The organism is Candidatus Pantoea gossypiicola, from assembly GCF_008632075.1.
GTDB classification, from domain to species: domain Bacteria; phylum Pseudomonadota; class Gammaproteobacteria; order Enterobacterales; family Enterobacteriaceae; genus Pantoea; species Pantoea gossypiicola.
Genome location: NZ_VWVM01000004.1, coordinates 1 through 18,367, shown reverse-complemented (window position 1 = coordinate 18,367; position 18,367 = coordinate 1). Strand labels below are relative to the sequence as shown.

Sequence of the window (18,367 nt, the reverse complement as noted above, 5' to 3'; positions counted from 1 at the left end):
ATTTTTTAACATGCCTTCAGTGTGACGATATTACAGTGATAGTTGAATCATGATCAGCTGCCGCCTATAAGATGCTGACAACGATTTCTGGCATCCCAGTTATTCTGAGGGAGCGTTTTAAAATCAGACGCAATTCTGGCCGGGTCTGAATGAACAGTAATAGAATAATCCGCCGAAATCTCCCGAGGACCATATTTAGTATCAAGAAAGTAGCGTTTGCCTGGTTGTGGAATAAATGGAACCCACTGTGAGAGTAAATAGCTTTCCGGGAATCTCGTTTTTTTTCCTTGTGTGTCGTAATCGCTCATTATCGTGTTGAGCTGCTGAAAAGCCATGAGCCTGCCAGGCTTGACCTTTGCGGTCATAACTCGCCCTGCAGAGGGGATAAGATTTGACTCCAGCTGATGACGATCAACCCTGTCATAACAGTTGCCTTTCTTCTCATAGACCGAAAGATAAAATGTACCCACAAATCCCTCTGGATTGATGGCCACCACCGTCGCTGCATCTTTACCTTCGTAATCTGTGTAATTAAGGGGTAACAGCGTGGAACAGCCAGTGAGCAAAATAACGGGGAAAAACGCAGCAATTCTCATAACATTCGGGATGACAGGCATTTATTTTCTCTTCCTAAGATGCGTTGTGCTGGACGCTATCAGAAAACGGCAATAGCTTTTAACGATATGTATCGACTGAATAAGATTTTCAATCACGATAAAAAAAGAGGCAGACCTGCCGGGATGAGATTTCATCTCAAAAAGTTAGCATATTAATTTAATTGTGAATTTACATACGAAATGACTATTTTTATCTTTTTGCTGAACTTTTAAAAAGCCCCAAAGGGGCTTTACGTTACATTATCAACTGGCATGCAGAGGCGAATCAGAACCGGTATTGCAGACCGGCTGTAATGGTATAGTTTTTGTTTGATATACCAGCCGCATCTCCACCAAGGGATGCTGATTCACCAGAGAATCTGTCAATAATCTGAGTACTGCCTTTGCCTTCTTCATATTTGCTGTAGGTGAATTCGGCAAACACTTTGGCATTTGGCGTGACATAATAGCCGGCATCTACCGATGTTCCGTAGTACCGCGAATGAGTCACTTTCTCCCGGAAGGTAAGATCGCGCATGTAATGCTCGTCATTATCGTGTGCCCGCACCCAGTCACTGAATTTAAATAAGGCGTTAAATTCAAAGTCGTTAATACGATACTGGCCCGCAAGGCCAATATACGGCATGGAAAAACGCTGGCTATAGCCAATACCGCGCTCGCCTCTTGGGAAATCACCCGTAGAAGCGCCGTTATCGTAATTGTATGAACCGCCAAAAGCTGTCCAGCTTAGACGGGTTTCCTGATAACCAGCAGTCAGCCCGGCTTTATAGTTATCGCCCTGTAACGCCCAGCCTTTTACATTGAGATCGTATTCATTGGCGTAATTAACATCTGTGCGAGGATGGGATGAATGGTCCGTCCAGTCAGACTGGTTGTCATCGAGCCAGTCATAGTCGTCCATATGACCCGAACCAGAAGCCAGTGAGGTCCAGCCTCGCGCATTCAGCGTCAGAAATGAGTATGCATCCCAGGATAACTCGCCTTTAAGAATAGCAACATTCTTTATTTTCCAGTCCAGCTGACTGACTTTTCGGCCTGTCCCGGTGTCGTAAACCATCTCATGAGATTTGCCACTCAGCATCCCGGCTGACGTCGACACAGTAAAGCTTTCCGGGGAAAAATTCGGTGAAAATCGATCTGTATCTGCACAGGCTCCGCCTGACAGAGTCGCCATCATCATCACTGCAACGGTGCTTTTTTTCATTTCAATTCCATATCCATAAAAATAATCCCTGTACAGCAGCGCCGTTCTTTTCGTAGCACGGCTGCTGCGCTTCTCTACTCACCTGCGGGGGTACAAGCCCCGAAGCCCTGACGAAAGCCTGCGCGACGGCCCATGCGAAGCCGCGGATTTTTTAACCCTTTTCGCTCGCAGCTTTGTCCGTTAAGGCAAATTCCTTCATCGGCTACTTTTTGAAAAACATTAATTATTTTTGTTATTTCGCAGTTCGTCAGTCATCAGCCCCTCTTTTGCCCGGCCAGAAATTTGTTTTGAGGCGAGCAACTGGTGCGGCTGGCAAATATCCGCCTTAGGGGGAAAAAGAGAAATGAAACGATAACGACAATAAGAAGAGATGTTTTCTGAAGTGAGGTTTTTTAGCACCAGTAAATGATGCGATGACCATCCCCGCACAGTGCACATAGGTGCTATTTTACATTTTGCAAGGTCTGCCAGCGTTAACGGCAGGTCGAAAGTTCTATGCACTAGCTTAACCGGCAGTGCCGCGGGGTACAGTACAGGCAGTTTTGCTCAGGCTTAGCGCTAAGCGAATCATTCACAATGCTGTCATCTGCCCTTCCACCCGAAGCGTGATTAAAATGGTTAGCGCGGGAGTTAGATTTCTCAGCGTCCCAGCTCAGGCTGCGGCACTCTTATTCAGTTCGAGCCGGGCCATAAAGCGCATTAAGGCGGCATGGCTGACTTCAGGTGGAATCACGAGGCAACAGGGGTATCTTTACTCTCCCCCCTGTTCCCTTTCATGCTCTTTTTCCTGTAGTCAGAAACTGAAAGACGAATGTTGTCTGACCGCTGGGTGACAGACAGATGCCTGTTACCCATCGTCATCTGCCGGAAAAGCAGACCACCGGAGGTGGGGATACCGGCGGCAGCTTCAGCAGATGAACGCTATCAACAGAGATCATCACACCTGAAATGCGGCCACCATGCCGCGCAGCGCGTGCGCCTGTTCAGAGAGCGACTGAGAGGCTGAAGACGATTCTTCCACCAGTGCGGCGTTATTCTGTGTCACGCCGTCCATCTGCGTCACGGCGACACTGATCTGAGATATGCCCTGCATCTGCTCTGATGAGGCAAGGGAAATCGCATCCATCGACACAGCCAGTTCATTCACCATGCCAACAATTTTCATCATGCTGTCACCGGTTGACGAGGCGACCATGACGCCGCTTTCCACCTGCGTTACCGCTTCTTCGATCAGCAGTTTTATATCCCGGGCGGAAGAAGCACTGCGCTGCGCCAGTGTCCTGACCTCACCCGCGACTACAGCAAAGCCGCGTCCTTCTTCTCCTGCTCGTGCAGCCTCAACGGCTGCATTCAGCGCCAGAATGTTAGTCTGAAACGCAATACTTTCAATCACGGAGGTAATGTCCCGGACTTTAGTCGCGCTCATTGATATGGCTTGCATCGTCTCTGCCATACGCTTGACATCCGCTTCCCCGGCGTGGGTAAGGCGCGCGGTTTCACGGGCTGAGTTGGCGGTCTCATGTGCCCCGCTTGCATTGCTTTTTACGGTAGCGGTGAGCTGTTCCATGCTTGCTGCCGTTTCCTGCAGGGCAGCGGCCTGCTGTTCGGTTCGGGATGAGAGTTCTGTATTCCCCTGCGAGATTTCATCCGCGGCCAGTGCAACGGATGCCGATCTATCCCTGATATTCGCTACCATGCTGCGCAGGTTGACCTGCATAACATCCAGCGAGGCCAGCAGGCTGGAGGTATCGTTGTGCCGTAACAGGACAGGCGATGTCAGATTACCCGACGCAATTGCCGCGGCCAGCGCCTGTGCCTGTGCAGGCTCTCCGCCCAGCTGACGCATGAGCATACGAATGATGGAGTAACAGGCTGCGATAGCGACGAGGAAAGAAATCAATACCATCACCGACATCAGCGTAGCCGTTTGCGCAGCGGCCGCCCTGGCATCCAGAACGGTTTTCCTGCTTACCTGCATCTGAATAGTCGAAAGCCGATCGAGGGCATTCAGCATTGTTCGCTGACCTGGCCTTACGGTTTTTAGCAGGTAATCAACGGTTTCGGACTGAGGCGCCGCCATCGCTTTCCTGCCCGCCGTCATGAGTAAACTCAGTGCGGATTCATCCGTCGAGGTCAGATTCTCCAGCGCACGTTTACCTTCCGCTGAGACGTTTTGCGACATACTGGCAGTCAGTTTGTCCCTGTTCTGAATGTAGATGGCTTTCTGAGCGACCATCCTGTTCCATTCAGGCTGTCTGTCATTCTGTTCATTCAGTAATGCAATATTCCTGACTGCGATCGCCATGTCTCTGGCCGCATTTCGCATGTTCTGAATCAGTTCATAGCGGTAAATTTTGTTATTTACTGCGTTTTCCATATCGTCCCTGGCCTGCCTGAGTGCTTGAAGTGCCGTCCCGGTGCAGAGAAGAAAAAGAATGATCAGCAGGCTATACCCTGCGACAAGACGCGTGGCTATTTTCATATTATTTCCGTTATATTTTTGAGATTGCTATGTTGCTCTGGTGTTAAGAAGTGAGGTTGAATAAAAAACCATGAAAACTTTATCTGGCCGCGCCATTAATAACGGCGCGACAGGAAAGATATATAGACGATGAGGGAAAAACGACGAGATGAGAAAGAGAGAATGACGTCTGAATAAAAATATAACTATATGATAATAAACACTTAAAATGATAAAATTCAGTAAATTAATTAGTGTTAAAAAACATTTCTGATACAAATTATTTCTAAGCGTGTTTTTTGTTCAACCGGCTACATACATTGCCGGAATCATAAATTTCTAAGGGAGTGCGCTATTTTAGTTTTTTCGCATAACTCTCTGAATCTGTGCTGATACCACCATTAATAATTACTGAGTGATTAAATTATCCGCTCCGGGCACAGAGCGGATATCACTGCCAGACCCGACAAGATGAATCTTTCGCCATTTCAAACATCAACTTTCAGGCATGAGAAGAAGTGTGACGAGACGCTATCCACTCTGAAATCTGAATTTCATCACGCCCTATTATTGCATCAGGATTTTTTATCAACGCAGACGCTCTTTTCGTTATAACGATGTTTCAACCGTTCCAGCTGCCGGGTTTTCCGCCCCGCAATGATCATGGCTACAATAAAGACCACTGCAAACAACACCACAATCGTCGGCGCAGGCGCACTGTCGATAAAGAACGAAAGATACACGCCGCTCAGTGACACGATCACCGCCACAACAACCGCCGCCAGCAGCGCATGTGAAAAACGACGAGTGAGCAGCACCGCAATTGCGCCGGGCGCAATCAGCAGGGAAATTGACAGGATTATCCCCACCGCCTTTAGCGTCGCTACAATGGTCAGCGAGACCATGCAGAGCAGCCCGTAATGCAGCAGACGGGCGGGTAAGCCAGAGACCTGCGCCTGCTGAGGATCGAAGCTGAACAGCATAAAATCACGCCACTTCACAACAATCACCATAACGATGATCAATGCGATAATCGCTGTCTGAATGATATCTGCGCCGGTTATGCCAAGCATGTCACCAAACAGAATATGATCGAGGTGCACTTCGGGCTTCACGGCGATGTAGAGGATTAGCCCCACCGCAAACATGCCGGAGAAGACAATGCCCAGCACGGTGTCCTGCTTAATACGGCTGTTGTCCTGCAAAAAACCACTGGCGACGGCACAGAACAGCCCTGCAACAAACGCGCCCACCGCCAGCGGCAGTCCCGCCATCCACGCAAGCACGATGCCCGGGAAAACCGCATGGCTCATGGCATCGCCCATCAGCGCCCAGCCTTTCAGCACCAGAAATACCGACAGCAGCGCACAGGGAATCGCCACGACCAGCGCGATTAGCAGTGCGCTGTTAATAAATGCAAACTGAAACGGTTCCAGTATCCACATCAGCCAGGCTCCTTTTCAGGGTGATGGCGGCCACGACGCCGGTTAGCCAGCAGACCATGTTTCGGTGCAAAAACAAATGCCAGCAGGAACAGCAGCGTCTGCGCCACCACGATAATGCCGCCCGTTGCGCCATCCAGGTAGTAACTCGCCCAGGCACCCAGAAAACTGGTGATGCTGCCAATCGCGACAGCAATCATCAGCAGACGCGGAAAGCGATCGGTGAGAAGCCAGGCGGTCGCGCCGGGCGTCACCACCAGACAGATCACCAGAAACGCGCCAACAGTTTGCAGCGCCGCTACGGTTGAAACTGCGAGCAGAGTAAAGAAGAGGATTTTCAGCCGTTCAGGCCGCAGACCAATGGCGCGTGCGTGGTTCTCATCGAAGAAGGTGACCATCAGATCTTTCCACTTAAACAGCAGAATGATAATCGACAGCCCGCCAATCAGCGCCAGCTGGAGAATATCGGCTGGTGCAATCGCCAGTATGTTGCCCAGCACAATGGTCTGTATGTTCACGGCAGTCGGATTGAGCGACACCATAAACAGACCCAGACCAAAGAAAGAGGAAAATATCAGGCCAATAATCGCATCTTCTTTTAAACGGGTGCGCTGATTAAGTAACAGCATACTGCCCGCTGCCAGCCCGCCGGAGAGAAATGCCCCCAGCGCAAACGGCAGTCCCAGCATATAAGCGCCCGCTACGCCAGGAACAATAGAGTGTGACAGCGCGTCACCTATCAGCGACCAGCCCTTGAGCATCAGATAGCAGGAGAGAAACGCGCAGAGTCCGCCTACCATCGCGGAAACCCACATCGCGTTAAGCATGTAGTGATAACCAAAAGGTTCCAGTAACAGCGCCATGTTCAGCTCCCCTCTTCCCGTGCGGCATGAGGTGCAATAAAGGGGCGTTCATCATCGGTGATGATCTGATCGTCCAGCCCCTTCACCATCACATGACGCAATACCCCGCTAAACGCGCGCTCAAGATTAGCGGTGGTAAAAGTGGTCCGGGTCGGGCCGCTGGCCAGAACCGTGCCTTTTACCATCACGGTGTAATCGCAGAATTCCGTAACCGAGCCCAGATTATGGGTGGAAACCAGCATGGTTTTACCTTCATCGCGCAGTTCCCCCAGCAGGCTGATGATTCGGGCCTCGGTCTGCACATCTACGCCCGTAAAGGGTTCATCCAGCAGGATTACGCTACCCTGCTGCGCAATCGCGCGTGCCAGAAATACCCTCTTCTTCTGGCCGCCAGAGAGTTCGCCGATCTGACGATGGCGATAATCCAGCATATCGACCCGCGCGAGTGCCTCACTGACAATCTGCTGGTCATGCGGCTTTGGCCTGCGCAGCAGACCCATATGACCGTAGCGCCCCATCATCACCACATCCTCCACCAGCACCGGAAATGACCAGTCCACCTCTTCCGACTGTGGCACATAGGCGACCAGACTCTGGCGCAGCGCCTGGCGGGTCGGCATCCCCAGCACCGAGATGCTGCCGCTGGCGAGCCGCACAAATCCCATTAGCGCTTTGAACAGGGTTGACTTGCCGGAGCCATTAACGCCCACCAGCGCGGCGATCGATCCGCCCGGCACGCTGAAGCTGGCATCATGTAGCGCAGTATGTCCGTTGCGATAGGTTACCGTGACGCCTGAAACCACAATGGTGTCTGTCATTGCGCTTTCTCTCCCGCTTTAATGCCCTGCACCAGTGTCTCAGTCGTGACTTTGAGCAGATCAAGATAGGTTGGCACCGGTCCCTGCGCGTTACTTAAGGAGTCGACGTAAAGCACACCACCGTAATGGGCACCGGTTTCCCGGGCGACCTGGCGGGCGGGCTTATCTGATACGGTGCTTTCACTGAACACCGCCGGAATGGCATTTTTTTTCACCAGGTCAATCACCTTTCTCACCTGCTGCGGCGTACCCTGCTGGTCAGCATTGATCGGCCACAGGTAGAGCTCTTTCATGCCCAGGTCACGCGCCAGATAGGAGAACGCACCTTCACTGGTCACCATCCAGCGTTTCTGCTCGGGAATAGCGGCAATCTGCTGGCGCAGCGGATCCAGTGCAGCGGTAATTTTTTGCTTATAAGCGGCAGCGTTCTGACGGTAGGTCTCTGCGTTCACCGGGTCATATTTCACCAGCGCATCGCGGATGTTATCGACATAGATCAGCGCATTGTCCGGTGACATCCAGGCATGGGGATTCGGTTTACCGTTATAAGGCCCTTCGCCAATACCCATCGGCGTGACACCAGCAGAAACGACCACTTCCGGGACGCCGTCCAGATGCTGATAAAAGCGCTGAAACCAGCGTTCGAGATTAAGCCCGTTCGCCATAATTAACTGCGCACCCTGCGCCCGCCTGATGTCGCCGGGCGTGGGCTGATATTCGTGTATTTCAGCACCGGGCTTAGTAATAGAGGTGACCTCCGCGGCATCGCCAGCCACGTTCTCAGCCATGTCAGCTATTACCGTAAACGTCGTCACTATCTTAAATTTTTCTGCTGCATAGCTGCTGCTTACCATCAGGGTTGTGAGCAGCGCACTCAATAACAGCGTGGTGATCTTTTTTATCGGGACCATTGGGCGGGCTCCAGAGATGATTAAAAACAGAACACAATTAGCATAGGCTATTTTTTATAGCACAGGCTATATCTCTCGACCAGCAGGGAGATGTGAAGTTTCTTCAGCATTCAGGCCCAGATGTCAGCTTTTGTAAATCTGCCCGATTAACCTATGATATAATTAAGATTATTTTTGATGATGCGTGGCATTGAACAGGTTTATGGTTTCGCGACAGGCGGATTTCGCTACCGCCTGCTTCAGTAACACACAGTGGGAAAGGGGTGACTGATATGAAGAAAAGGGTTTATCTACGCTTTGCCACTGACAAAAGGACGTTGCATTACCGGATGACACTCTCATAACAGGCGCTGCAATTTCACAATTAAAATTATCTTATTGATAGGCCGAATTAATTAAGCCCGGTGAATTTTTTTGCTACAGTTAATGTTACTTACCGCAATCAACCAGGAGGATATTTTGTATTTTTCCAGCGACGAAAAAGCGAATGTCATCATTGGCGAAGCTGCAATGAACCTGTTTAATGCTGGTCAGGAAGTGAACGTTGAACTGCTGATTAAAGAATTGCAGGTTATGGCTGACTCAGAAGTGAATGAGTATCGCCTTGAGCAGATGCAAACTGCACGTCAATGGCTGACGGGATTTAAAACAATTGGTTCACGTACCACGGGTCCGTCAACCTGGTTATCCAGAAATGTGGGTATCGAACCGGCCACCAGCGCCTCAGCTGACGATATTCTCTTCAAGCGTTAACCTGACTGCTTACCTTCTGCCGGCCTGAATAATCAGGTCGGAACACCGGAGGGCTTGTTCCTGTACAAGATAATGGTACAATTTTCTCCGCTCCACCACCTCCTCGTAACACCCTGTTTTTAAAGCTATAGCACTTTTTGCACAAAAAAAATTATTCCAAAAATCCAAAATTCTGTACAAGTTTTGAAAAGATGTATAACTTGCGCACCATTAATGTTATACACTTTCACCATCTGAGGAAATAAACATGCGTCAGAACGGACAAGCCCCGGCAACGATCAGCGATATTGCCCGTTACTTCAATCAGGCCAGCTCACCTTCTCAACAGGAAACACTGGGTTCGGTTGTGGTTGAAATTCTGCGCGCAGGTCATAGCCTTAGCCGTAAAGCAATTTGCAGTAAACTGTTGCGCCGCCTTGAACTGGCTGCGACACCAGAAGAAGAGAGCCATCTGCATGAATTAATCGCGATGCTTTTCCGTCGTGAAGATTAATGCTCGCTCACGGCTTCAGAGAGTATTCACGAGGCCTGCTCTTAGCTAACATCAGGAAGATTTACCCACAGGAACGAAGCCCGGTACTGCCTTGCCGTATCTGGTGCACTACGTTGCACCCGCTGACGTATACGGACCCGCAGCATGGCCATTGATTCGTAATCAGAGAAGCAAGTATGTACAGAAGTGAAGATGAGAAACTGACAGATGTCATGATCGGTGAAGCCGTCCTGACATTACTTAAGTCAGACAAACCGGTGTCGAGTAACGCCTTAATCGCACAACTTGAACTCATGGCTGCTAATGCCGATGACGACACTAAAGTGTCTGTGATTCGCAAAGCCATCATTGAAGTTCGAAACGGCATGGTCACCGCGCGTAAACGTGTGCAGGGTGATGGTGCTGAACGTGATAAGACGACGCATCGTATGAACAGCGATGGTCCACCAGATGGGTCTAAAAAGCACTGATAAAGGGTATTGCGTGCCTGTTACACACGGCTAACGATAAGCGAAGCGGCAGCCTTTAAGTGAAATTTTATTGGCTGGCTGGGCAAAACGAAAACAACGTCTACACTCGTTTTGACGTCACCCATTGCGTATAACGAATTTTCCTCAGAGAAAGAAAAATCATGCAACACTCTTCATCAGATTTATCCATCATTGACTATTTTCGTAGTGAAGGCGATTTGCTGGCACCGGAAACAGAACTGCTGGGCGCAGTAATTCGTGACATCGTGGCTGATCATGGACGGGTGACCAACAAAGCGATAATTCTTTACCTGATTGCCGAACTGGAATGTACTTCCGACGTGATCAGACTGGATGTGTTGCGCAGAACGCTGGAAATTGTAGTAGGCCGTACACCTGACGATACCGACATCTGATGACCTCGCCTGCGTTGTCGGCGATGACGCAGGCTCAGTGAGATTAACACTCTGCTTTTGAGGCAATTTTAGACGAAGAACTTTAACAAACCCACCCGCTATGTATAAAAAGCCCGACCGTAGTTGCAAATCGTTTAGCTGGCCGTAACGACCCTATACAGGCTGGTGTAGTTATGCTTTTTTGAGCAAAATCCCCCTCTCATTTCCCAAAGACGCTCGTATTACTCTGCTGTGTGATAAATTACAAAGTTAATCACTCCGCATCCTGCACATTATATTGTGCAGGATTCGCCATCGATCTTGCGTCAGGGGTGGTCGGTATTTTTTATGTTTAGCCTGCAATACTATTTTTCTCATCACTTGCTGTATGTTAAAGATATAACACCCTGTATCACACTGTTAAATATAAAGCTGCAACTGGCGCTCGTTAGCAACAGTATAAACATGCAGCTGACTTACCGTCGCCCTGATATTAACTATCGTCTTCCTGTATCACCTTTCACACGCTAAACTTCTCGATGCCGCTGCAGTCTGTTTCGTAGTGGACTGATAATATTGTTTAATCTGAGCCTGTTTTTATTGGCGTGCAGGTTTTATGGATTCATTAAGCCCCGCGCGAATGCGCCTGATATTATTTACAGGCTTCTAACAGGCCAGAAATCACTTCTGGCTGAAATCAACACTGTCTTTGGTAAAGTCAGGCATGGCAAAGAGTTTCCCGGAAGCTGACTCATCGTGTCGCTGAGTGACGGAGACTAAGCAGATACCATTCCCGAATGTCATCTGAACATAGTCGATAAGAATCTCATTCTTTTCAACTGCTTCCTGAGCGTCAGAAAAACTTTTCCGCTCTGCCTTATCTTCTGTTTAGTCTGAATGACTTTAGTCAGCTAGTGCTCCAGGCGCAAAAGGAGAAGTTCTGGCGGTACGTTTAGATTAAGGTAGACAAATAAGAGAAGAAAACCAGTAAGCCAGCGGCGCTTTACGGGTTATGAAGGCGCTGAATAGCACCGGCATAGGACGAAATCATCAACCTGAGGTAATCATGATAAAATCGATCGTTCCTGAAGACTTTCAGCATTATTTCGATGACTGGCACTTCTCTCCCGTCATCGATGCTGATGGCACGGTGTATCTGTCAGGCGTAACTGCAGCGCGAAAGGATAAACCTATCAGTAAGGATCCAGAGGAACAATTTCACGATGCCTTTTATAAGCTGGGCGTTTATTTAAAAGCCGCCGGTTTAGACTATGAAAACATTCTTGAGATGACGACGTTTCATATTGACCTGAAAAAACATAGCGCGCTGTTTTCTAATGTAAAGGATGAATATATAAAAGCGCCCTATCCGGCATGGTCTGCTATAGGCGTGTCCGAGTTCATCCCGGAAAATGCACTGGTGGAAATGCGGATTGTGGCGAAAAGGGCATGAACGTCATAAGTCCCGCCATGTAGATGAGGTCCGCCAGAAGCGAAAAGCAGGCTCTGTCAACTCCTGTTTCTGACCAATCAGCCTGACATAGAAAGAGATTTTGCATTGTTATAACCCGGGTAATCATCACTTGCTTCCCCGGGTTATCATTGCCGAATCGGCATCTGAGATTTAGCCCATTTAACTGCATCGTTAGCAAAAAACTGACTGCCAGTTAAATAATCTACTAATAGCCCTTCAGTAAAACTCGCGAGACTGCCCGCTGTTGCTGCTGCAGAAATCCATTCAGATCCATATCTCCCCGCGGATAACACAATCACTAAGTCCGGTACGAAGTCGGCATTTAACTCTTTAAGTTCATTCTCATCTAACTCGCGTGAGAAATAAGTGAAGCCTGAAGGAGCCCCATTGACAGGACAGAGTAGAAAGCCGTTGAACGTCAGAGGATCAAATTCATCATCCAGTACGCACGGGAATCCGGCCCGGATGATGACATCTCTGAGAACATCAGTCGGTGGTAATTTTTCTTTAACTATATAAACACCAATATCGCGGCTCAATTTTCACACCCTCTCACCAGACTTTGACTTTTAACAATAGATGAAAATCAGATGCCTGGAATCGTTATGCTCACATCTGGCGCAAAGCGGATTTTCGTTTTGTTATCCCAAAAATGGCCTCAGATTCCACTCTCCTGACTAATGTGATGATACAAATACCGGCGTTTGCTGCACAGGCGGAACAGAGAAGTGACGCTGCATACGCTTTATTTCCTCAGCCGGGGGCAGGCCAAACAGACGTTTAAATTCACGATTAAACTGCGAGGAGCTTTCATAACCCACAGCGTAGCCTGCCGCGGCAGCGGTCATTTGCTGGCGTACCATCAGCATGCGCGCCTGATGCAGGCGTACCGATTTCACATACTGCATCGGCGGCATCCTGATAATGGCTTTGAAGTGAAGATGAAAGGTCGGGACGCTCATGCCCGCTTCCCCTGCCAGCTGAGTCAGGGTCAACGGCTCTGCATACGTGGCGTGGATATGCTTAACGACCCTGCCAATTTTGCTGAACTGCCCCTGCATGGCCAGCGCGGCACGCATGGCGTTGCCCTGTTCGCCCGTGAGTACACGAAAGTAGAGTTCACGCAGTCGTGCATCTCCGAGTATCGTGGTTTCAAGCGGACTGTTCAGGGCCTCAAGCAAACCCAGCACAGCGCTCTTAACCGCGTCGTCCATCTGGCTTGACATCATACTCTGCGGCGCGGCGGGAGGGTGTGAAGCATGATGCTGATCGATCTGCAGGATGAGTTCAGCGGCAAGCTGAAAATCCAGATGCATGTAAATAGCCAGCAGAGGATGATCTACGGACGCGTCAGTTTCCATAGTAAATGGCACAGGAACGGAGACCGCGAGGTAGTGCTGTTCATCATATAAGTAGGTCTGCTGGCCAAAGTAACCCCGTTTGCTGCCCTGACAAACAATCACAATACCCGGATCATAAAGCACGGGTGTTCTGGCAAGAGGACGGTCGGCGCGCAGAATTCGCACACCAGGCAAGGCCGTAAGGTTGTACCCCTCATGCGGTGCCAGGGTTTTGATCAGGGCAATCATTCCGGTCATTACGGCACCTCATAAGATCAGGCAAGAAAACGAGAAGATAGGGTCTGAAAACACAACAGTATTGAGAATACCATGCAATCTCTACGGATCATGGGAGTTCATTTATGTCATCTTTTAAAACAATCTTAATTACTGGCGTCAGCAGTGGCTTTGGTCTGGCACTGGCGCGTGAAGCCCTCCATGCCGGGCATCGGGTTATCGGTACCGTGCGTAATCGCGAAGCACTGCAGGCTTTTGAGGCGCTTGATGCACAGCGTGCCGTGGGCCGCCTGCTGGATGTCACGGACTTTGCGCATATTGATGAAGTTGTCAGGGAGATTGAGTTCACAGTCGGTCAGATAGATGTGCTGGTGAATAACGCAGGTTACGGCCATGAGGGCATTATGGAAGAATCCTCCCTGGCAGAAATGCGCCACCAGTTTGATGTGAATGTTTTTGGCGCAGTGGCCATGATGAAAGCGGTCCTGCCGGGTATGCGTGAGCGCCGTCGAGGGCACATCATCAATATTACCTCGATGGGTGGATTTATTACCCTGCCCGGCATCAGCTACTACTGCGGCAGCAAGTTTGCGCTGGAGGGTATTTCAGAAACGCTGGGCAAAGAGCTGGCTCCGTTCGGCATACACGTCACCGCCGTGGCACCCGGCTCATTCCGCACCGACTGGGCGGGACGTTCAATGGTGCGCAGCGCCCGCACTATTCCGGATTATGACACCCTGTTCGGGCCCATTCGTCAGGCCCGCGTGGAAAAAAGCGGGAAACAACCCGGCAATCCCGTAAAGGCTGCTCAGGCTATGCTGGCATTGCTGGAAAGCCCGAATCCACCCGCGCATCTGTTGTTAGGCAGTGATGCCCTGAGTCTGGTACGGCAAAAACTTGCGGCAATGAGTCTGGAAATCGATCGGTGGGAGCATCTCACACGTTCAACCGATGGCTGAGCCGTTGCTGAAACAGAGCGTAAATGCCTGAACGATGATGGCCGGTGACATAAACGGCCATCATTTCTGGCGTTCCGCACAGGATAAGGGGACCGATTCAGGTGAAGAGTCTGTGCGCCACCTGAACGGACATTAATGGGTTCTCAGCTGGCTGCCGCATCCACCGGAATGTCGCAGCCAGCTGATCTCGTTGTGTTACCCGTGTGAAATGGAGTGACGAACCTGGCAGAAGCGATGGAAAATTCTGTGCTGGCACTGGAACGTCGTCTGGCCGGTAACGCAGGATATTCAGCCGTGCATAATCATTTCTCAAATCAAACATAGTCAGAACAGTATAAGCAACAACTGAAGCAGAAGAAAACGCTGCCTCAGCCCGCTGATATTGCAGATATTTCCATTAATACCTTAGATTAAAATCTCACGAAGCATTTATTCTGAATAAAGATTCTGGCCGATGAAGTTAATAACTGCGTTGTCATTTCAGGCTAAAAAAAGGTAATTCTGACTAAATTAAAAAAAACAGAAATATAACAAAACTGATATTAAAACTCTTCAGCTGGAATATTTTTGAGGTCTGGTTACTGCGTCTTATTCTCAGTTAAGGCGGTACTGCGGAGTTATGGCTGTAGGGGAAGGTTCTGGATGGCACCCGACATCGGTGCCATCAACCTTAATGCATTTTGCGCGTAAAAAAGCCAATCGCTTCATGGCACAATGCTTTCAGTTTACTGTCACGCGTCTCTTCGCTCAGGCGAAACAGAGCGTCCGTAATGTCGTGAAAATGAACAGGCTCTCCCGCCTTGATCAAATCACTGACGACCGCGCCAACCAGCGCACGGATCTCTTTTTCGTTATCGTACTTCACACGACCTCCCGATGGTGTATGCATATACAGTCTAACATTATCGGGGGTCAAAAAACAAAAAAGCCATTTCATCGGAAATATAAGCGAAGCGGCAACCAGGTTATAAATTATCCAATTCAAAGCTTGCTCTGAGATTATTTAAGCCAGCAGTGTGCTTTTGCCAGTAAATAGTCAAAAGAGTGTCATCACTGCCTGAATCTGACTTTACCAATACCGGAAGTGGGTCGATTAATTATATCGTTTGAGCGTAACACTGAGTTTCAGGTTTATACAATCTGTTATGCCTGTCCCCGGTACCGCATTTTTCGCTGTCATCTGCCCTGCTCTGAACAGCGTATTTCTGTTGAACCACAGTTGTCAGCCAGTATTATGATAAAACTCTGGTTATCCTCTGCTGTCGCGAGTCCTGCATGGCTAAGTTCACCCTCAAACAGATCGCTGCCCAGTCGGGGCTTAGCCTTGCCACTATTGATCGTGCCCTGCATCAGCGTGGCAACGTTCATGCGCGCACTCAGCATCGGATTCAGCAGGCGATAGCGGACCTGGAACTGATGCAAAAAGCCGGGCTCGCCAAAGGCAGAACGATCTACTTCGACGTCATCATGCATACCCCTGACCGCTTTCAGCCACTGATACGTGAAGCGCTCAGCAGTCAGATCGCCAGCTTTTCGGCTTTCAGACTTCAGCTGCGTTTCCACTTTGGCGCGAATCTCACGGCGGAAGCTATTAATGTGCTGCTGAACAAAAAGGCGCTTCACAGTCACGGTGTCATTCTGAAAGCGGCCTGCTCCGATGAGCTGAATCCCACTATTGAGTCGCTCCTGAAACAACGCGTTCCGGTGGTCACCATGATGAGCGATTTACCCGACAGCGCGCGCCTGCGCTATATCGGCATGGATAACTTTGATGCCGGTAAGGTGGCGGCTTTTCTGATGTCAAAATGGCTGCGGGTCAGCCGTTCACATATTGTGGCGGTGACCGGCAGTCGCGATTTCATGGGTGAACAGGAGAGAATCCAGGGTTTTGAGCGTGCTATGCAGCAGTTTGCACCTCAGCATCAGGTGAGCGTGGTCGCGGGCGGGTATGGCATCGATGCACGGATGTATCAGTCGATGACGCAATTTTTGCAGAGCCATCCGGACACGGATGCGGTCTATACGGTCGGCGGCGGCAATCCCGGCATCCTGCGCGCATTTGCCGAACAAAAACGGCATGTGAACGCCTGTATCGGTCACGATCTCGACCAGGAGAATTGTGCCCTGCTGCAGGCCGGAAAAATTGATGCGCTGATCGAGCACAATTTACAGCTAGACGCATTGCACGCCTTCAGAACGCTGCTGGAGTTCCACGGTTTCCTGCCCGCGTCCGACCCGCCTGTGCCCTACTCTAAAATCAATATCATCACCCGATACAACATGACAGCCTGAAGCACTGACACGCCTTAACCCCGCTTAACGTCATGACATATATTGCAATTGCGGGGTCTCTGAATGGCTCAGCGTTTGACGGGCTGGAGCCGGTCAGCGTCCGGCAATTTCAGCGCTGATGAACAGACATTTCTGCCCTCTTCACAGCCTGACGTGATCGATCAACGCCCTGAGTTTAGGGGCCAGATTTTTACGGCTGGGAAAATAGAGGTAGAACCCCGCAAAGGTGGGTAACCACTCATCAAGTACCGTCACCAGTTCGCCGCGTGCAATGTAAGGCTGAAAGGTCTCCTCCATGCCAAAGCTGATGCCGCCCCCGGCACAGGCGGTGCGGATCATCACGCCCATATCATTGGTCGTGAGCTGCGGATTAACGGCGACATCAAATTCCCGTCCCTGCTCAGCAAACTCCCAGCGATAAGGTGCCAGGCCTGGCCCTTTACGCCAGCCTATGCAGCGATGGCTGACCAGCTCTTCGGGATGTTGCGGCGTGCCTGCACGCGCCAGATAAAAGGGCGATGCTACTGCCACCTGACGCTGCGCAGTGGAGACCGGCACCGCAATCATATCCTGCGCGATCACTTCTCCCAGCCGCACGCCTGCGTCATAGCCCTGCCCGACAATATCAAACTCGTCATCGGTCACAGTGATATCCAGCTCGACCTGCGGGTAAGCGGTGATAAAGCTCGCCAGCAGTTCGCCTCCCAGCATCCGCTCAGCAATCGAGGAGATCGCCAGACGCAGCTGACCACGCGGCTCGGCCGCCAGCTCGGCAATATCTGTGACGGCGCGGTTAAGCTGGTTGATCGCCGGAGCCACCTCCACATAGAGCCGCTGTCCGGCTTCTGTCAGCTGAACCGAACGCGTGGTGCGCTGCATCAGCGTGATGTTGAGCCGGTCTTCCAGACGCCGCAGACTCTGGCTGATCGCCGGACGGGTCACGCCTAGCTGTTCCGCTGCCAGCCGGAAATTTCGGGTCTGCGCCACAATCACAAAAACTTCGAGGGCATTCTTGTCCGCATTCATTGGTCAGATTTGGTTACCAGTCTGTAAAGCGTCAGGTGGATTATCTTTATAATCCAGCCGCCGTATGATCGCCAGTGACAACCTGACTGGAGAGACAAAATGACGCAGAAAGTGATTTTAATTACCGGTGCCTCAAGCGGTATCGGTGCAGGCATCGCACGTGAACTGGCAAAAACCGATGCCATTCTGTTACTGGGCGCGCGGCGGGAAAGCCGTCTGGCCGCGCTGGCTGAAGAGCTGCGGTTTAATGGCTCTGAGGTGGCGATCAAAGCGCTGGACGTTACGCGCCGAGAAGATGTGGCGCAGTTTGTGGCGTTTGCGCTGGAGAAGTGGGGACAGGTTGATGTGATGATCAATAATGCCGGGATTATGCCGCTGTCACCGTTGGCTTCGCTCAGAGTCGAAGAGTGGGATCAGATGATCGATGTAAGCATCAAAGGGGTTCTCTATGGCATCGCGGCGGTGCTGCCGACCATGCTGGGCCATCAGCGCGGACACATCATCAATGTGATTTCAGGAAATTAAAATTCAATAAATATCGTCCAGGAGCGCCGAATTTAACTGGTTGGACAGAAACTTATCAGTACACATTTTCGAACTTAGCCGAATCTT

At 50.4% G+C, this 18,367-nt stretch carries 18 protein-coding genes and 2 pseudogenes; 8 read left to right on the top strand and 12 right to left on the bottom strand.

Annotated elements, in window-relative coordinates:
• Nucleotides 1–53: 53 nt before the first annotated feature.
• The 8 genes and pseudogenes from F3I20_RS06295 to F3I20_RS06260 form a co-directional block, all read right to left on the bottom strand.
• Nucleotides 54–617: a hypothetical protein gene (locus F3I20_RS06295; RefSeq protein ID WP_150011741.1), complete on the bottom strand. Its 564-nt coding sequence runs from the start codon at nt 615–617 to the stop codon at nt 54–56.
• 265 nt (nt 618–882) lie between these two features.
• Nucleotides 883–1,821 carry an omptin family outer membrane protease gene (locus tag F3I20_RS06290; protein WP_150019469.1) on the bottom strand — a complete coding sequence of 313 codons (939 nt, stop codon included), beginning with the start codon at nt 1,819–1,821 and terminating at the stop codon, nt 883–885.
• Nucleotides 1,822–2,321: 500 nt separating this feature from the next.
• Nucleotides 2,322–2,527, bottom strand: a pseudogene (locus F3I20_RS24115) (hypothetical protein); the annotation flags it as partial.
• Nucleotides 2,528–2,758: 231 nt separating this feature from the next.
• Nucleotides 2,759–4,303 carry a methyl-accepting chemotaxis protein gene (locus F3I20_RS06280; protein ID WP_150037447.1) on the bottom strand — a complete coding sequence of 515 codons (1,545 nt, stop codon included), beginning with the start codon at nt 4,301–4,303 and terminating at the stop codon, nt 2,759–2,761.
• Nucleotides 4,304–4,857: 554 nt separating this feature from the next.
• Entirely contained in the window at nt 4,858–5,727 is an 870-nt protein-coding gene (locus F3I20_RS06275) for a metal ABC transporter permease (protein ID WP_150011747.1), read from the bottom strand.
• Entirely contained in the window at nt 5,727–6,587 is an 861-nt protein-coding gene (gene sitC / locus F3I20_RS06270) for an iron/manganese ABC transporter permease subunit SitC (RefSeq protein ID WP_150011749.1), read from the bottom strand. Before sitC ends, F3I20_RS06275 begins: the two co-directional genes overlap by 1 nt.
• Before the next feature lie 2 nt (nt 6,588–6,589).
• Nucleotides 6,590–7,405: a manganese/iron ABC transporter ATP-binding protein gene (locus tag F3I20_RS06265; protein WP_150037448.1), complete on the bottom strand. Its 816-nt coding sequence runs from the start codon at nt 7,403–7,405 to the stop codon at nt 6,590–6,592.
• A complete protein-coding gene (locus tag F3I20_RS06260; protein ID WP_150011753.1) occupies nt 7,402–8,316 on the bottom strand; it encodes a metal ABC transporter substrate-binding protein in 915 nt (304 codons plus the stop codon). The genes F3I20_RS06265 and F3I20_RS06260 overlap by 4 nt, the downstream gene beginning before the upstream one ends.
• 459 nt (nt 8,317–8,775) lie before the next feature.
• Here F3I20_RS06260 and F3I20_RS06255 point away from each other — a divergent pair, with 459 nt between their 5' ends.
• The 5 genes from F3I20_RS06255 (at nt 8,776) to F3I20_RS06235 (ending at nt 11,880) form a co-directional block, all read left to right on the top strand.
• Nucleotides 8,776–9,069 carry a hypothetical protein gene (locus F3I20_RS06255; protein ID WP_150011755.1) on the top strand — a complete coding sequence of 98 codons (294 nt, stop codon included), beginning with the start codon at nt 8,776–8,778 and terminating at the stop codon, nt 9,067–9,069.
• A 247-nt stretch (nt 9,070–9,316) separates the two neighbouring features.
• A complete protein-coding gene (gene ycgZ / locus F3I20_RS06250; protein WP_150011757.1) occupies nt 9,317–9,562 on the top strand; it encodes a regulatory protein YcgZ in 246 nt (81 codons plus the stop codon).
• A 176-nt stretch (nt 9,563–9,738) separates the two neighbouring features.
• Nucleotides 9,739–10,032: a hypothetical protein gene (locus tag F3I20_RS06245; protein ID WP_150037449.1), complete on the top strand. Its 294-nt coding sequence runs from the start codon at nt 9,739–9,741 to the stop codon at nt 10,030–10,032.
• A gap of 161 nt (nt 10,033–10,193) precedes the next feature.
• Nucleotides 10,194–10,448, top strand: a complete 255-nt coding sequence (locus F3I20_RS06240) for a biofilm/acid-resistance regulator YmgB/AriR (RefSeq protein ID WP_150011761.1) — start codon at nt 10,194–10,196, stop codon at nt 10,446–10,448.
• A gap of 1,045 nt (nt 10,449–11,493) precedes the next feature.
• Nucleotides 11,494–11,880 carry a Rid family hydrolase gene (locus F3I20_RS06235; protein ID WP_150011785.1) on the top strand — a complete coding sequence of 129 codons (387 nt, stop codon included), beginning with the start codon at nt 11,494–11,496 and terminating at the stop codon, nt 11,878–11,880.
• A 146-nt stretch (nt 11,881–12,026) separates the two neighbouring features.
• Here the strand turns inward: F3I20_RS06235 and F3I20_RS06230 are convergent, their stop codons facing one another.
• Together F3I20_RS06230 and F3I20_RS06225 are read right to left on the bottom strand one after the other, a co-directional pair.
• Entirely contained in the window at nt 12,027–12,440 is a 414-nt protein-coding gene (locus tag F3I20_RS06230; RefSeq protein WP_150037450.1) for a hypothetical protein, read from the bottom strand.
• Between the two features lie 138 nt (nt 12,441–12,578).
• Nucleotides 12,579–13,499: an AraC family transcriptional regulator gene (locus tag F3I20_RS06225; protein WP_150037451.1), complete on the bottom strand. Its 921-nt coding sequence runs from the start codon at nt 13,497–13,499 to the stop codon at nt 12,579–12,581.
• 104 nt (nt 13,500–13,603) lie between these two features.
• On the opposite strand from F3I20_RS06225, the gene F3I20_RS06220 reads away from it, so the two are divergent.
• Entirely contained in the window at nt 13,604–14,437 is an 834-nt protein-coding gene (locus F3I20_RS06220) for an oxidoreductase (protein WP_150037452.1), read from the top strand.
• Between the two features lie 670 nt (nt 14,438–15,107).
• Here F3I20_RS06220 and F3I20_RS06215 read toward each other — a convergent pair.
• Entirely contained in the window at nt 15,108–15,302 is a 195-nt protein-coding gene (locus F3I20_RS06215) for a hypothetical protein (RefSeq protein WP_150015994.1), read from the bottom strand.
• 410 nt (nt 15,303–15,712) lie between these two features.
• Between F3I20_RS06215 and F3I20_RS06210 the strand changes: the two genes are divergently transcribed.
• Nucleotides 15,713–16,729 (top strand): substrate-binding domain-containing protein, encoded by a 1,017-nt coding sequence (locus tag F3I20_RS06210; RefSeq protein ID WP_150037453.1) that lies wholly within the window; start codon nt 15,713–15,715, stop codon nt 16,727–16,729.
• A 141-nt stretch (nt 16,730–16,870) separates the two neighbouring features.
• Here F3I20_RS06210 and F3I20_RS06205 read toward each other — a convergent pair whose 3' ends face one another.
• Nucleotides 16,871–17,755, bottom strand: coding sequence for a LysR family transcriptional regulator (locus tag F3I20_RS06205; protein WP_150037454.1), 885 nt, complete (start codon nt 17,753–17,755; stop codon nt 16,871–16,873).
• A gap of 99 nt (nt 17,756–17,854) precedes the next feature.
• Here F3I20_RS06205 and F3I20_RS06200 point away from each other — a divergent pair.
• Nucleotides 17,855–18,271: pseudogene (locus F3I20_RS06200) on the top strand (SDR family oxidoreductase); the annotation flags it as partial.
• Between the last annotated feature and the right edge of the window lie 96 nt (nt 18,272–18,367).